Genomic DNA, 15,611 nt, shown 5'->3' on the forward strand with positions numbered 1-15,611 from the left:
GGCGCTGCCCCTCAAACACCCCGAGATATTTTCAAACAAAAGAAACGGACTGCGGATAAACTGCACGAAACCTACCGGTTTGCCTGACTATACAAGTCCAAGGCTTTGGCCTAAAACGATGAAAAGCCGGGCAAAGCCCGATGGAGAAGAGCAGAACGATATGGCAGACGATTTTGAAATTGACACCGATGACCTGACCCGCCGCATGGAGGGAGCCATCGCCAATCTACGGGTTGAGCTGGCCTCATTGCGCACCGGTCGTGCCTCTGGCTCCATGCTGGAACCTGTGATGGTTGATGCATATGGCTCGATGACGCCGATCAACCAGGTGGGCACGGTGAACGTGCCGGAACCACGCATGGTGACCATCAACGTCTGGGACAAGGGCCTTGTTGGAAAAGTAGAAAAAGCCATTCGTGAGAGCGGCTTAGGCATCAATCCTCAACTGAATGGTACAATCATCATGCTGCCCATTCCAGAGCTGAACGAAGAGCGCCGCCGCGAGCTGACCAAAGTGGCAGGGCAATATGCCGAAAGCGCGCGGGTCTCGATCCGCAATCTACGTCGCGACGGGATGGACCAGATTAAAAAGGCCAAATCCGATGGCATGTCCGAGGATGATCAGAAGTTCTGGGAAGGTGCCGTGCAAGAAGTGACGGACGCGCATATCAAGGTGGTCGATCAGACCGTTGAAACGAAACAAGCCGAAATTATGCAGGTCTAACTCACCAGATTTAAGCAACGAGAGGGGCTTTTGATGCCCAAAGATGCAGATGCCAAGGCCGGCCCGGCCCATGTTGCCATCATTATGGATGGCAATGGCCGTTGGGCGCAGAAACGTGGCCGCCCACGCCTGTTCGGGCATCATGCCGGTGCGCGCAGGGTCCGCGAGATTGTAGAGGCATGTCCGCAGCTTGGTGTTAAGTATCTGACAATATTTGCGTTTTCGACCGAGAATTGGAAACGTACCCAATCCGAAGTTGCCGGATTGATGAGCCTGTTTCGCAAGTACCTGAAGCGAGAGGCTGACGATCTTTATCAAAATGGTGTCTGCGTGCGTTTCATCGGCGACCGCATTCGGCTGGATGACAAGCTGGTTGCCCTTATGGATGATCTGGAACTGCGCACCGCTGAAAATGACCGGGTTCATTTGACTGTGGCCCTCAACTATGGCGGCCGTGATGAGGTGACGCGCGCGGCCAAACGGCTGGCCTTTGAAATTGAACAGGGCCGCCTGACCCATCAGGATGTCGATGCCGAAACCCTTGCGGGCTTTCTAGACACCCATGTGCTGCCTGATCCTGATCTGGTGATCCGCACCAGTGGCGAGGCACGCATTTCCAACTTTCTGCTATGGCAGTCGGCCTATGCGGAATATGAGTTTGTTGATACGCTATGGCCTGATTTCACCGCAGAGGAATTCGCCAGCGTGTTGAATTCATACGCGAAACGTGACCGCCGTTTTGGTGCGGCACGGGTCTGTGAATGACAACGCCGTCCCCGAACCCCACTAAATGGGATGATCTGACCGTCCGAATGGCGTCCAGTGCCGTGATGGTGGTTGTCGGGGCCTTTGGGGTCATTATGGGCGGCGTCTGGTTTCAGATGCTGGTGGTTTTTGTAACCGCTGTGATGGTCTGGGAATTGTGGATGATGATCCGTCCCGACGAGCCGACCAAGGGCATGTTGCTGGCGGCTTTGGTGGCTTCGGTGATGTCGGGGCAGTTGGCTGATGGCACGCTTTGGGGCATGCTTTTGTTCCTTGTGGTGCCGGCGATTGGTGCGACCCAACTGAAGACTGAGATTAAGACCTTCTTTGTCTTTGCCGTTGGCATTCAGCTTGCGGGCTGGGGGTTGGTGCATTTCCGCATGGATTATGGGTTTTTCTGGCTGCTTTGGCTGATGTCCGTGGTCATTGTAACGGATATCTTTGGTTATTTTGCCGGTAAATCCTTGGGCGGGCCCAAGTTCTGGCCAGCGATCAGCCCCAAGAAAACCTGGAGCGGCACGATTGCCGGTTGGGTCGGGGCAGCACTGGTCGGCTTTGTCTTTACGCTGTTCACCGATGCTGGGCTGTGGATCATTGTGATTTCCATGGTGTTGAGCTTTGCTGGACAGATGGGCGATATCGCGGAAAGTTCGCTGAAACGGCGGATGGGCGTTAAGGACAGTTCCACCCTGATCCCCGGCCATGGCGGGCTTTTTGACCGCTTTGATGCGCTTTTGGGGGCGTCGCTGTTTTTGATCGTCGTTGCGGATATATTTGACGTGCCCGGGGTTGTCTTTTGAGGCGGATTTCGGTGTTCGGGGCAACCGGATCGGTGGGGCAAAGCGCGCTTGATCTGGTGGCGCGTGATGCGGGCGCATATGATGTTGTGGCGCTCACCGGTGGGCGCAATGTGGTGCAATTGGCCAAGGATGCGCAAGCATTGGGCGCTGATCTGGCAGTGACCTGCTACCCGGAGTGTTATCAGGACCTCAAGGATTTGTTGGCCGGAACGGGCATTGCGGTTGCCGCAGGGCCAGCGGCCGTGGCAGAGGCCGCAGCGCGCGAAGCTGACTGGGCCTTGTCGGCGATTGTGGGCGCTGCAGGGCTGGTACCGGGGCTGACCGCACTTGCGCAGGGCAACACGCTGGCATTGGCCAATAAGGAATCGCTGGTGACCGCTGGTCCTTTGCTTTTGGGTGAGGCCAAGGCGCATGGCGCAACGGTTTTGCCGGTCGACAGTGAGCATTCAGCGGTGTTTCAGGCGCTGGTCGGCGAAGATATGACAGCGGTAGAACGGGTGATTATCACCGCATCGGGGGGGGCATTCCGGGATTGGCCGGTAGAAAAACTGGCCACAGCGACACTGGCCGAAGCCTCAAACCACCCGAATTGGGACATGGGCCAGCGCATCACGATTGACAGCGCATCCATGTTTAACAAAGCGATGGAGCTGATTGAAACAAAAGAGTTTTTTAACGTATCTTCGGATATGATCGAGGTGTTGGTGCATCGCGAAAGCCTGATCCACGCGATGGTAGGTTTCAACGACGGGGCGCTGATGGCCCATGTCGGGCCGCCGGATATGCGGCACGCGATTGGCTATGCTCTGCATTGGCCAGAACGAAGGACCCTGCCGGTGGAACGCCTTGACCTAGCGAAAATCGGCAAACTGACGTTTGAGGCGCCCGATGCCGCGCGCTACCCCGCGCTGGCGCTTGCGACGCGCGTGATGGAGCAGGGCGGTCTGTCCGGTGCGGCGTTCAACGCCGCCAAGGAACGCGCGCTGGATGGGTTTATCGCTGGTGAAATTGGTTTCTTGGATATGTCGCGGGTTGTTGCCGCCACGCTCGACAAAATGTCATCGCAGACGGGGGTGCAAACCGCAGATATTACGCTAGATAGCGTGTTAGAGACCGACAGGCTGGCCCGCATTTACGCGGGCGAGGCCTTTGGCCAGCTAGGATAGCGCTTTGGACCTGACACAATTCGTACCGATGTTTGGCAGTTTTGCCTTTATGATTGTGGCTTTTGTTGTGGCACTTTCCGTCATCGTGGCGATCCACGAGTACGGCCATTACATCGTCGGGCGCTGGTGCGGCATTCATGCTGATGTGTTTTCATTGGGCTTTGGACCGGTGGTTTATAGCCGTGTTGATAAACGCGGCACCCAGTGGCAGGTCGCGGCACTGCCCCTTGGTGGATATGTAAAATTCATGGGTGATGCCAATGCGGCCAGCGTGGGCAGTGACGGTGAAGTGGCAGAGGCCGATTTGCGGCACACGATGCTGGGCGCGCCTTTGTGGGCGCGCACGGCGACAGTGGCGGCAGGGCCGGTTTTCAACTTTATTCTGGCGATTGCGATCTTTACCGGCTCGATCATGTATCAGGGCCGGTCAGTTGATCCGCTGACCTTTGAAGAGTTGCGGCCATTGCCAGCAAGTTTTGAAAGCGACCTGCAATCCGGCGATATCTTTGTGGCGGTTGAGGGCTTTGCCTTTGATGATCCAACGCGTGAAGTGTCGCTTGTTGATCTGGTGCCGGTGCAAGAACGTCTGGATTACACTGTCATCCGTGACGGGCGTGAAATTACTGTGGATGGCCCGTATTATTTCCCCGCCGCGGTGTCCAGCGTTAGCCCGCGCTCTGCTGCCGATGATGCAGATATCAAAGTGAACGACGTGATCACCGCGATTGACGGCGTGCGCATCTACGCGTTTTCGCAGGTGCAAAAGATGGTTCTGGCCGCTGAAGGGGCCGCGATGGATTTCACGATCTGGCGTGAAGGCGAAACGCTGGTCAAGACGATTGCCCCGCGCCGGGTTGATCTGCCCAACCCCGAAGGTGGGTTTGAAACACGCTGGCTGATCGGGATTACGGGTACGATCTTTTTTGAAGAGATGCGCGGTTCTGTTGGTGCCTGGGAGGCTTTGACCATCGGGGTTGAAGGGCTGTGGGACACGATGACCACGTCGCTTTCGGCGCTGCAACATATTATTTTTGGCAAGATATCGACCTGTAATCTGTCCGGGCCGGTTGGCATCGCCGAAACCAGCGGATCAATGGCCGAGCAGGGCGCGCAGAGCTTTATCTGGTTCATTGGTGCCTTGTCGGCTGCCGTTGGCCTGATCAATCTTTTCCCGATCCCTGTCCTGGATGGTGGCCATCTGGTGTTTTATGCCTATGAGGCCATCGCCCGGCGCAAGCCAAGTGATCGCGCCGTGCAGGTCTTTATGTTTGTGGGCCTGTCGCTGATCCTGACGATGATGATGTTCACGATTTTGAACGACACGATCCTCTGCCCATAAACGGGCTGCGTGAATTTCACCGTTTGCCGTTTTGACATCGCCCCCCAATCCCGCTACTCCAAACCCCAAGAGAAACGTTGGTTAAGGCGGGCAAAATGGCGACAGGTGTGGGGCGCGCAATCGCGCAGGGCGTAGGGGCAATGCGGATCGCATTGGCAGCGTCGGTTTTGACGGTTTTGATGGCAGGCATAGCCGCCGCGCAGAGCTTTTCATTCAACAGTTTCGTCATTGAAGGCAACCAGCGGGTTGCCGATGGCACGATCCTGACCTTTGGTGATCTTGAACCGGGCGCCGCTTTGTCGACGGCTGGCTTGAATGACGCCGGGCAGAACATCCGTGGGTCAGGCCTATTTGAAAGCGTGGAACTTATCCCGCAAGGCCGCACCCTCGTCATCCGGGTTGTCGAATACCCCACGATCAACCGCATCAATATCGAAGGTAACACCCGCGTGCGTGACGCGGAATTGCTGCCTTTGTTGCAATCCCAGCCGCGCCGCGTCTTCACCCCAGAACAGGCAGAGACCGACACCGCCATCCTGACGGAAGTTTACGCACGCGAGGGGCGCATCAACGCCTCTGTGACGCCGCGCATCATTCGCCAAAGCGAAAACCGCGTCGATCTGGTGTTTGAAGTTGTCGAATCTGCCGTGACCGAGATTGAGCGGATCAGCTTTATCGGCAACCGCACATATTCCGAAGGCCGCCTGCGCCGGGTGCTTGAATCCAAACAGGCAGGGCTGCTGCGGGCGATCATTTCCCGCGACACATTCTCGCCCGAGCGCGTTGAACAGGACCGGCAAGTTCTTACTGATTTCTATCAATCGCGTGGCCATGTGGATTTTGTGATCCAGAACGTCGACGTGGCGCTGACGCGTGAACGCGACGCCTATCTGGTGACGTATAACCTGCGCGAAGGGCAGAAATTTGAATTCGGCGATGTCACTGTCACCAGCGAAATCACTGGCGTGAGTGCGGCGGATTTTCAGGGTGTCGTCAAAGCGCGCATGGGTGCCACATATTCACCGGTGCCAATTGACGACGACATCACCCGCCTGGAGGCACGGGCCGATGATCTGGGCCTGCGCTTTGTGCGGATTGACCCACGCATCAGCCGCGATGCCCGTGGTCTGATGATCAACGTCAACTACGTGCTGGTGCCCGGCCCACGTGTGTTTGTTGAACGCATTGATATCGAGGGCAATGGCACAACGCTGGACCGTGTCATCCGTAACCAGTTCCGGCTGGTGGAGGGTGACCCCTTGAACCCCCGCGAGATTGAAGCCAGCGCCCGCCGCATCCGTGGCCTTGGCTTTTTCCAGAACGTTGCTGTCGATACCCGCCGCGGCACCGCAGACGATCAGGTGATCGTTGATGTGGATGTGACAGAAGGGCCAACAGGGACCCTGTCTTTTGGGGCAAACTACAACTCAGATGCAGGCCTTGGGCTGTTGGCATCTTACCGGCAAAGCAACTTTCAAGGTCGCGGCCAACGGTTGGATTTCGATATCTCAACAGCGGAATCAAACCGCCGCTTGAGTTTCGCCTTCACCGAACCGCAGCTTTTGGGCCGGCAACTTGCCGGGAGCGTCAACCTCTCCTACGCAACGACCGACAACGAGAACGCACTTTATGACACTGAAAAGCTCCGGTTTAGTCCTGCCATCACATTCCCAGTGAGCGAGCAGGGCCGTCTGCGGCTGTTCTACGCGCTGGAGTATAATGACCTTACAGATGTTTCCAGTTCCGCCAGTCAGATCATCCGGAATGAAGCGGCCGAAGAAGGCGTTTGGACCAATGCCATCGGCTATACCTATAGTTTCGATAACCGACGTTCTGGGCTGAACCCCAACGCAGGCATTGTGCTGCGGTTCGGGCAGGAGTTCGGATTTGGCGACAGCCAGTTTATCAAAACCACCGCCCTTGCCGGCGCAGAGACGAAAATCCTGAACGAAGAGGTTACGCTGCGCGCCACCGTGGAAGGCGGGTTGCTTAGCTATCAGGACGGCTCAAGCCGTGTCACGGATCGCTTTTTTCTGGGCAGCCGTGTGATGCGCGGTTTCACTGCGGGCGGTGTCGGCCCGCGTGATGACGCAACTGACGATGCCTTGGGCGGCAACGCCTTTTCCGTGCTGCGCCTTGAAACCGAATTCCCGCTGGGTCTGCCCAGCGAATACGGCATCAGCGGCGGTGCGTTCATCGACTACGGCTCGGTCTGGGATGTTGGCGAAACATTCGGTGAGGCAGTCATCTATGATGATTTCACGCCGCGTGCAGTGGCTGGCCTTTCGATCTTTTGGACCACTCCCCTTGGGCCATTACGGTTCAACTTTACCGAACCTCTGGAAGTGGAAGATCGGGACGAGACGCGGAGTTTTGACCTGACAATTTCCACGAGCTTTTGATGCTTTGGCTGCGCGCATGTCTTGTTTGGCTTGTGCTGGCGATCCCTGCGGCGGCACAGCAAAGCTCGCCGCAGATCCTGATCATCGACAGCGAGCGGCTGTTCTTCGAAACCCTCTATGGGCGGCGGATCGCGGAAGATTTGGCAAAGCGAACCGCCGAACTCCAGGCCGAAAACGACCGGATCGTGGAAACACTCACGCAGGAAGAGCGTAGCCTCACCCTGCGCCGCCCGGAGATGACGCCGGAAGAATTCCGCGCGGAATCAGAGGCATTTGATGCCAAGGTGCAGGATGTGCGCCGGGTGCGCGATTCTAAGAATGTGGAACTTCAGGTTGCCTCGGCCGAGGCCCGTGCCCGGTTTGAAGAACGCGTTCAGGGGATCGTCGCCAACATTATGCTCGAACGTGGTGCGGCCATGGTCATGGAACAACGCAATGTGGTTCTTTCTGTGCGTGCGGCCAATATCACCGATGATGCAATCGTGCGGATCGACGCTGAATTGGGTAATGGTGACAGGTAGCGCGCGCTTGCCCGTGCTGATCTGCCTTGCTAGTGATGGGATTGAGCGCTGCGTGAAGAAACCTGAATCACCTACCGCTATAGGCGGCCCAAAACCGCAGTAATATCAAGGAGCCGCCCGCGATGACTGAACCTGTCACGACCGCAGATATCCAACTGATCCAGAAAATTCTGCCACATCGTTACCCGTTTCTGCTGGTTGATAAGGTCCATAGCATCAATGGCACGACCTCTGCCGTGGGCATCAAGAATGTCACCATGAACGAACCGCATTTTCAGGGCCATTTCCCCGGCAATCCCATCATGCCCGGCGTGACCATTGTTGAAGCAATGGCGCAAACGACCGCCGTGATGGTGGGCGCGTCATTGGGCCTGACCGAGGGCAATCTTCTGGTCTATTTCATGGCCATTGATGGCTGCAAGTTCCGTCGCAAAGTGGTGCCCGGTGACGTGCTTGAGATGCACGTAGAAACCACGCGCGGCAAACCCGGTGGCAAGGTCTGGCGCTTTAAAGGGACCGCCCTTGTCGAAGGTGAAATGGCTGCCGAAGCAGAATTCACAGCGATGATGGATATGCAAGACTGATGGCGGGTATCCACCCCTCTGCCATCATTGCCGATGGCGCGCAGATCGCTGACAGCTGTACGGTCGGCCCGTTTTGCGTCGTAGGTGCCAGTGTGGTGCTTTCTGAAGGGGTCGAGCTGAAAAGCCACGTGGTGGTAGAGGGCGATACACATGTCGGCCCTGATACGATCATCTTTCCCTTCGCGGTGATTGGCGAAATCCCTCAGGATCTGAAATTCGACGGTGAGTTGACACGGCTGCGCATCGGCGCACGCAATCGCATTCGCGAACATGTCACAATGAACACAGGCACCACACAAGGCGGCGGTGAAACCCGGATCGGCGATGATGGGCTGTTCATGGCAGGCTGCCATATCGCCCATGATGCCCAGATCGGTGACCGCGTGATTGTAGTTAATTCCTCCGCCGTTGCAGGGCACTGCGTGATCGAAGATGACGTGATTATTGGCGGTTTGTCCGGTGTCCACCAATGGGTGCGCATTGGTCAGGGGGCCATCATCGGTGCCGTGACCATGGTGACCAAGGATGTGGTCCCTCATGGTCTGGTACAAGGGCCGCGTGGCGCGTTGGATGGGTTAAACCTTGTGGGGCTCAAGCGCAAAGGCGTGGACCGTGCTGATATCACAGCGATGCGAGCGTCGTTCCAGATGCTGAAAGATGGTGAGGGCACATTTCAGGACCGCGCCCGTCGTCTGGCCGAAGAAAGCGACAGCGCTTACGTCCAGCAGATGGTTGCGTTTATTCTGGGCGAAACCGACCGCAATTTCCTGACGCCGGGCTGATGCTGGCGCTGATTGCAGGCACAGGGGCATTGCCCCCGGCTTTGGTCGCGTGCCTGCCAGCGCGGCCGCTGATCTGCGCTATGGCGGGGTTTGCGCCTGCGCTCACCCCTGATGTGACCTTTCGGATCGAACATCTGGGCAGCTTTTTGGCGAACCTCAAAGCACGTGGCGTGGACGAGGTTTGCATGGCAGGGGCCGTGCGCCGCCCTGACATTGATCAAACAAAGATTGATGCCGCGACTTTGCCGTTGGTGCCCCGCATCGCTAGCGCCATTGCCAAGGGCGACGATGGGGCCTTGCGTGAAATCATCGGGATTTTCGAAGAGGCAGGGTTGGCGGTAAGGGCCGCCCACCAGATTGCACCGGGATTATTGCCGGACGCAGGCGTGCCCACAAAAACCATCATCACCGATCAAACACGCGATGACGCGGCTTTGGCCGAGCAGATCATTGCGCAGATGGGTGCCGCGGATGCAGGGCAGGCCTGTCTGGTGCGCGGTGGGCACGTGCTGGCGCGTGAAGATCAATCCGGGACGGATGCGATGATTGCCAAATTCGCGCCGGTGGATGCCAAACAGGCAGAGCTTTTTAAGGCGCCAAAGCCCACGCAGGATCGCCGTGCTGATCTGCCGGTGATTGGCCCGGATACCGCCCGCAACGCGGCGGCCGCCGGGTTGGCTGGTATCGTGATTGAGGCGGGCGGCGTGATGGTTCTGGACCAGCCCAAGGTGCTGGCAACACTCGATGCGGCGGGGCTCTTTCTTTGGGTGCGGCCTAAGGGGGGCGCATGAAGGTTTTCCTGATTGCGGGCGAGGCCTCTGGCGACAAGCTGGGCGCGGCCTTGATGGCAGGCCTCAAAGAGCTGCGGCCCGATGTACAGTTTGAAGGTGTCGCCGGGCCCCTGATGCAGGCCGAAGGGATGCAAAGCCGCTTTCCCATGGATGAACTCAGCGTCATGGGGCTGGCGGAAATTCTACCGAAGTACCGCGCGCTCAAGGCGCGGATCCGGCAGATGGCCGAAGCGATCATCGCAGCCAAGCCTGACGTGCTGATCACCATCGACAGTCCCGATTTTTGCCTGCGGGTCGCGCGGCTGGTCAAAGCGGCCAGCAGTATTCGCACGGTGCATTATGTGGCGCCCACGGTCTGGGCTTGGCGTCCGGGGCGTGCGGCCAAAATGGCGCATCACATTGACCATGTGCTGGCGCTGTTCCCGTTTGAGCCGCCATTGATGCGGGCGGCAGGCATGGCCTGCGATTTCGTCGGCCACCCAGTGGTGGCAGAGCCTGTGGCCAGCGACGCGGATGCTGCCCGTCTGGGCGAGGGCACGGTCGTGCTGGTGCTGCCCGGAAGCCGCAAAGGCGAAGTATCGCGATTGGCTGATCGCTTTGGCGCGGCTGCAGCACAGATCGCAGCCAAAGTCCCTGACGCCCGATTTGTGATCCCCACAACAAGCGGCGTGCATGATCTGGTGCAAGACCGCGTGGCCCATTGGGCCGTGCCTGTCACAGTGTTGCCGCCCGGCACGCCGGACAAGGGCGCCTGGTTCAAACGGGCCGACGTGGCGCTTGCGGCCTCTGGCACGGTGTCGCTGGAATTGGCGGCGGCCGATACGCCGATGGTGATTGCCTATGATATGGCATGGCTTAGCCGGATCATCATTGGCCGGATGTTGATGGTGGATACAGTCACACTGGTGAACCTTGTCAGCGAAACCCGCACGGTGCCCGAATTTATCGGCAATGATTGTGTCGCAGGGCCAATTGCCGATGCGGTGCTGGATGTACTGGCAAAGCCTGACGCACAGCACGCAGCCATGGCGCTGACGATGGAACGGCTGGGGCAGGGCGGTGAGCCGCCCGGCCTACGTGCGGCGCGCGCGGTTTTGGCGGGTCTTGAACAGGCGACCGTCAAGGATCAGCAGCCCGGCTGCGAGTAGAACAAAGCCCACATAGGCCCGCAGCGGCAGCGTCTCGCCCAGAACCAGTGCGCCCAAGACAATCGCCACAGGTGCAACAAGCAGCGTGCACAGCATCAGATTGCCACTGCCCGCCATAGCCAGCACGCGATAGTAAAGCATATAGGCAATCGCGGTCGCCACGATGGCGTAATAGATGATAGCGGCCCATGTCTGGGGTTGCAGGTCCAGCGTCAGCGGTCCTTCGATCAACCATGCGGCGGGTAGGGTGACCAACGACGCCCCGGTCAGCATGCCTGCTGCGGCGACCTGCGGTGACAGGCCGCTTAGCATCTTGCGCGCCCAAACACCTGCCAGCGCATAGCTGACCGTGCCGCCAATGACCGCCAGTTGCCCCAAAGAGCCTACGTCAAAGTCCTTGAAGGCCGATAGGCCAATCGCCGTTGCAACACCAAAAAACCCGAGGCTCACGCCCAGTGCCTTGCGCGGGGTCAAACGTTCGTCTGCAAAAAACAAGGCTGCGGCGATAACCCCGAAAATGGCCGTAGCAGCGTTGAGGATTGATGTCAGGCCGGTGGAAATATGCAGCTGTCCCCAGGCCATCAGGCTGAAGGGAATGACGTTGTTGAGAAACCCCATAACAAGGAAAGCACCCCAAATACGCGGGTCCGCTGGCACCGGCAGACGGCGTAACAGGATATAGGCCCAAAGGAACAGCATCGCCCAGCCGGTGCGATGCGCGACAGAGCTGAGCGGGCCGATTTCATTGAGCGCGATGCGGATCGACAAGAACGAGCCGCCCCAAATGAAAGAGAGCAACAAAAGCTCTGCCCAGGCGCGCGAAGAGATGGTTTTTTGAACAGGTGCCATGGCTGCGAGTTGATCGATTTGGCGCGGCTGGCGCAACCCGGATCATGCGCATGGACAACGAAAAAGCCCCGCCGGATTGGGCGGGGCTTTGAGGTGATTATTGTGGTGTCCGATTTAGAAGTTGTAGGCAACTTTCATTCCGACAGCGAGCGCCGAGTTGTCTTCGAATTCAGCCCCGATAACTGATGTTGTAGCATCGCCAAGTTTCGCGTAACGCACGCCACCAGAGATTTCGACGCCACTATCCAGTGTATAGGCAGCACCAAGTTGCGCGCTCAGGTAACCGTCAGTCGGTCCAAGGTTGCCGGTGATCTCACCGGTCTCCTTTTCGTATCCGACGCTTAGGGATGCCGACAGTTGATCGTTGATACGACGGCCAACACCAATGTTGTAGGTGATGACATCATCATCATATGCGAGGATATCGCCAGCAAGACTGTCGGACAGTGCAAAGCCATCCCATCCGACCCAGCGCACCGAGCCGAACACAAGCGTATCCGCGGCAACACCAGTCTGGAAATCCAGGTTGACCGACTCTGGCAATGTAGTCGACAAATCGCCAGCGGTACCGTCAAGCTCCAAGTCAACTTCGCTATTGTAGGTCAGCGCGACACGCAGTGCGATGTCCTTGCGCTCATACGCGCCGCCAAGAACAAAACCGAGACCGCTGTCGCTTGAGTAGGTGGAGGTGTAGGCTGCTGGTGCGGTCACATCGTAAACGCCTTCGGCCGTTGTGTGGCGAAGGCCGCCATGGACGCTGAAGTTATCATTGACGGCATAGCGCCCGAGAGCAGTGATCCCAAAGGTTTTCACTTGGGCATTCGAACCCGCCAGCGGATAGCCTGCATCGGTGTCGTCGTAATCGACATCTGCGCCATAAGGCTGATCAATAATCACAGCAAACGATAGCTGATCAGTCGCCTGCGTTTTCAACGCGGCACCAAGCTGCGAGTAGGATGGTGCGATATTGCCGGAACCAACTGCGCCGCCAGCAACTGAGCCGGATAGATCAGGCGTCACCTGCCCAAAGCTAAACTCGACATAATCGCCATCTTCGAAAATTGCACCGATGCCTTGCCCAGAGCGGTCAAGTCCCCCTGCGTTGGCCATGCTGGTCGTGAGCAGCAAAGCCGCCCCTGCTGTTGTGATGTTTTTCATGTCCTCATCCCTGTCATGAATATAATGTGTGCTATCAACCCTAAGGAATGCCTAACCTTTGCGTCAATTCTTGACGCCACGTCACAACCAGGTGAAGGCCGCAGCGTCACAAAATTGCATGGATCGCATCTAAAAGATTGGCCGAGGCGCTGCCCGCTCACAAAGGTGAACGCCGGATTGCGTTTGAGATATTGAGGTAGTTTGCCGCAAAAATCAACGCCGCACCCACAAAGATCCACGGATCAAGAGGTTCGGCGTAAAGCAGCATACCAACCACCGCAATCGTCGGCAGGCGCGCAAAATCGATCGGCATCACGACACTAGCCGGTGCAATCCGTAGCGCGTTGGTCAGGCAAAAATGCGCGAGCAAACCTGCGCAGCCAATCACCACCACCCAAGGCAAGGCCGCCAGCGATGGTATCGCCAGATCGCCATCATATCCCGCACAAATCAGCCCAAAGACAGCCTGCATCGTGGTGAGGTAGAACAGGATCGTTGTAATCGTTTCGGTCCGTGTCAGCATCCGGGTAAAGATTGCCGTGAGCGCAAAAAACACAGCACAGCTGGCCGCCGCAATCAGGCCAAGGCTGATTTCGCTGGGATTGGGCCGTGCGACGATCAGAATCCCGACAAAACCAATGGCCGCACAAAGCAACCCAATCCCGGTAAGCTTTTCTTTGATCAGCAGCGGCGACAGCAGGATCACCCAGATCGGTGTTGTGAACTCCAACGCAAAGACCTGCGCGAGTGGGATCAGCGTGATTGCCAGAAACCACAGGTTTTGCCCTGCAAAATGGCACAGATTACGTGTTGCATGCAGCCCTAATCGGTCGCGGCTGATCTGCCCCAGCGTGCCTGCAGCCCAACCCACAGTGACCACAATCACAATGCCCGTCAGGCTACGAAACAGCATGATCTCGAAGGTATCAAGTTCAAGGCTGACCGCCCGCCCTGCAACTGCCATCAGTGTAAAAGAGGTGATCGCGCCGATCATCCAAAGGCCGGCTTGCAGGGTTGTGCTCATGGGGGCAGTTGTCACTGAAGCGGGCAGTTTTGCAAGGCCCGTTGCGATGTGTTTGTGTAAGGGCAAAGAGGAGGCATGCGGATGCGTTGGATTTTGGCGACGCTTGTTGCCGCAGGTGCGGCGCAGGCGGATGCAGTTGACGATGTAGCGGCGGCGGCGCTGCGCAGTTTTGCGGCGATGCCTGTCGTCAAACATGTCGAAACGATTGCAGGCCGATGCGGCGCGGATATGACGGTGAATGCGCAGGTCGTCTATTGTACAACGCGCAATGAAATCCTGATCACGCCTGCGGCCAGCACACTTCCCCAAGCGCCCTATCTGGTGGCACATGCTTTTGGGCATGCGGTGCAAGTGCGCCACGGTGTTGCCGATTTTGCGCTCTCGCAAATCCGCAATCGCCGCAGTGAAGAACAGATGCTACGTGGGCTCGTTGCCCGGCAGGTGGATTGTATCGCAGGTTTTCTGGTCGCGCGGGCGGGGATACCGCCTGTTTCCTTGCAAGATTGGATGGCAGAGGAACCCTTTGCAGGCACCCATTGGGGCCGTGATCCCCTCCATTTAGGTCCATCCGTAAGCGTCGGCTTGACGGCCCGTGACGCATGGTTCCAGCGCGGGCAGGGTGGTGATCTGGCCCAATGCGCGCCGGGAGAGTTTACGGCTGATCTACTGCTGGATGCTTTGAACGGCTAGTGGTTGTCGCGCGTTGCAAAGACGCTTTCTGTCACGCCCACGAGCGAGGTGAGCAGTTGGCCCTCTGGCGTGCGCAAGGCAAATCCCGCTTTTTCCAGCAGGTCATAGACGGCCTTGTGGTTCTTTGTGACGGTCAGCATCAGTACCCGCAATGTGCGAAGCGTTGTTGTTGCCGCGTGCAGCACCTCAAGTTCTGCACCTTCGGCATCAATGCAAAGCGCATCGACACGCAACCCGTGCTGGGTTGCATAGTGGTCGATGGTGACGGTGTGGACATCGCGCACAGCAACCTCAGCCAAGGCGCTTTTGCGCGACAGACGCGCGCGCATCTGTGCGAAATCAGAGTTCAACGCGCTGTGGAAACCGCCGGCGCGTTCTTCGTAAAAGGGTGCCTTGCCAATGCAGCCGCTGACGGCGGCATTGATATGGGTGGCGTTGGCGCTGGTGCGGATATTGGTGCACAGGAAATCGCGATTTTGCTGTCCGGGTTCAAAGGCATGGACCTGACCATGCCCACCAACCCGTGTCGCCAGAAACTGCGTGGTAAAACCGATGTGCCCGCCGACCTCTAGCACAGTGTCGCCGGCACGTAGCAGGCCCCCAAGATGGTTCAGCACAGCAAGCTGGGGTTGTTTGCGTTGCAGCCAGAGCCGTTTGTGCGTTAGCGTCAAATACTTGAATGGCATGCCCGTCAACGGGTGGGACATGGTGACTGGAAAGTCGCATCCCCTTACGATCGGGCGCGCAAGCGCGCGCAGCACCCGGTTTGATCTCAGCGATGTGCGTAAAGACGGAATGGCAGTTTTTGACAGTGTCGATTGCATAAAAGGTTACTCGTTACTTCGCTGCGTGCAATGTCACACGTTAA

The 15,611-nt window shown here is 57.8% G+C and carries 16 protein-coding genes; 12 read left to right on the forward strand and 4 right to left on the reverse strand.

Annotated features, from left to right (window positions below; all coding sequences use genetic code 11):
- Positions 1 to 160: 160 nt before the first annotated feature.
- From frr to lpxB, 11 genes are all read left to right on the forward strand, one after another.
- Positions 161 to 724: a ribosome recycling factor gene (gene frr / locus DHN10_RS05150; RefSeq protein WP_108814517.1), complete on the forward strand. Its 564-nt coding sequence runs from the start codon at positions 161 to 163 to the stop codon at positions 722 to 724.
- Positions 725 to 757: 33 nt separating this feature from the next.
- On the forward strand, positions 758 to 1,489 hold the full coding sequence (uppS, locus tag DHN10_RS05155; RefSeq protein WP_108814174.1) for a polyprenyl diphosphate synthase: 732 nt from the start codon (positions 758 to 760) through the stop codon (positions 1,487 to 1,489).
- Positions 1,486 to 2,289 (forward strand): phosphatidate cytidylyltransferase, encoded by an 804-nt coding sequence (locus DHN10_RS05160; protein WP_108814175.1) that lies wholly within the window; start codon positions 1,486 to 1,488, stop codon positions 2,287 to 2,289. The genes uppS and DHN10_RS05160 overlap by 4 nt, the downstream gene beginning before the upstream one ends.
- Positions 2,286 to 3,455, forward strand: a complete 1,170-nt coding sequence (gene dxr / locus DHN10_RS05165; RefSeq protein WP_108814176.1) for a 1-deoxy-D-xylulose-5-phosphate reductoisomerase — start codon at positions 2,286 to 2,288, stop codon at positions 3,453 to 3,455. Before DHN10_RS05160 ends, dxr begins: the two co-directional genes overlap by 4 nt.
- Positions 3,456 to 3,459: 4 nt before the next feature.
- Positions 3,460 to 4,794, forward strand: a complete 1,335-nt coding sequence (gene rseP / locus DHN10_RS05170) for an RIP metalloprotease RseP (RefSeq protein WP_234417035.1) — start codon at positions 3,460 to 3,462, stop codon at positions 4,792 to 4,794.
- 95 nt (positions 4,795 to 4,889) lie between these two features.
- Positions 4,890 to 7,196 (forward strand): outer membrane protein assembly factor BamA, encoded by a 2,307-nt coding sequence (bamA, locus tag DHN10_RS05175; protein ID WP_108814178.1) that lies wholly within the window; start codon positions 4,890 to 4,892, stop codon positions 7,194 to 7,196.
- Positions 7,196 to 7,717 (forward strand): OmpH family outer membrane protein, encoded by a 522-nt coding sequence (locus DHN10_RS05180; RefSeq protein WP_108814179.1) that lies wholly within the window; start codon positions 7,196 to 7,198, stop codon positions 7,715 to 7,717. The genes bamA and DHN10_RS05180 overlap by 1 nt, the downstream gene beginning before the upstream one ends.
- Before the next feature lie 122 nt (positions 7,718 to 7,839).
- A complete protein-coding gene (gene fabZ / locus DHN10_RS05185) occupies positions 7,840 to 8,301 on the forward strand; it encodes a 3-hydroxyacyl-ACP dehydratase FabZ (protein ID WP_108814180.1) in 462 nt (153 codons plus the stop codon).
- Positions 8,301 to 9,083 (forward strand): acyl-ACP--UDP-N-acetylglucosamine O-acyltransferase, encoded by a 783-nt coding sequence (gene lpxA / locus DHN10_RS05190; protein ID WP_108814181.1) that lies wholly within the window; start codon positions 8,301 to 8,303, stop codon positions 9,081 to 9,083. Before fabZ ends, lpxA begins: the two co-directional genes overlap by 1 nt.
- Positions 9,083 to 9,874, forward strand: coding sequence for an LpxI family protein (locus DHN10_RS05195; RefSeq protein ID WP_108814182.1), 792 nt, complete (start codon positions 9,083 to 9,085; stop codon positions 9,872 to 9,874). The genes lpxA and DHN10_RS05195 overlap by 1 nt, the downstream gene beginning before the upstream one ends.
- Positions 9,871 to 11,022, forward strand: a complete 1,152-nt coding sequence (gene lpxB / locus DHN10_RS05200; RefSeq protein ID WP_108814183.1) for a lipid-A-disaccharide synthase — start codon at positions 9,871 to 9,873, stop codon at positions 11,020 to 11,022. Before DHN10_RS05195 ends, lpxB begins: the two co-directional genes overlap by 4 nt.
- Here lpxB and DHN10_RS05205 read toward each other — a convergent pair.
- The 3 genes from DHN10_RS05205 to DHN10_RS05215 form a co-directional block, all read right to left on the reverse strand.
- Positions 10,948 to 11,871: a DMT family transporter gene (locus tag DHN10_RS05205; RefSeq protein WP_108814184.1), complete on the reverse strand. Its 924-nt coding sequence runs from the start codon at positions 11,869 to 11,871 to the stop codon at positions 10,948 to 10,950. The genes lpxB and DHN10_RS05205 overlap by 75 nt on opposite strands.
- Positions 11,872 to 11,985: 114 nt before the next feature.
- A complete protein-coding gene (locus DHN10_RS05210) occupies positions 11,986 to 13,029 on the reverse strand; it encodes an OmpP1/FadL family transporter (RefSeq protein ID WP_108814185.1) in 1,044 nt (347 codons plus the stop codon).
- A gap of 157 nt (positions 13,030 to 13,186) precedes the next feature.
- Positions 13,187 to 14,053: a DMT family transporter gene (locus DHN10_RS05215; RefSeq protein ID WP_108814186.1), complete on the reverse strand. Its 867-nt coding sequence runs from the start codon at positions 14,051 to 14,053 to the stop codon at positions 13,187 to 13,189.
- 81 nt (positions 14,054 to 14,134) lie between these two features.
- On the opposite strand from DHN10_RS05215, the gene DHN10_RS05220 reads away from it, so the two are divergent.
- Positions 14,135 to 14,743 (forward strand): hypothetical protein, encoded by a 609-nt coding sequence (locus DHN10_RS05220; protein ID WP_159086922.1) that lies wholly within the window; start codon positions 14,135 to 14,137, stop codon positions 14,741 to 14,743.
- On the opposite strand, the gene DHN10_RS05225 is transcribed toward DHN10_RS05220, so the two are convergent.
- Positions 14,740 to 15,429, reverse strand: a complete 690-nt coding sequence (locus tag DHN10_RS05225; RefSeq protein WP_159086923.1) for an FkbM family methyltransferase — start codon at positions 15,427 to 15,429, stop codon at positions 14,740 to 14,742. The genes DHN10_RS05220 and DHN10_RS05225 overlap by 4 nt on opposite strands.
- Positions 15,430 to 15,611: the final 182 nt, after the last annotated feature.

Source organism: Loktanella sp. Alg231-35 (assembly GCF_900143545.1).
Lineage (GTDB): Bacteria > Pseudomonadota > Alphaproteobacteria > Rhodobacterales > Rhodobacteraceae > Yoonia.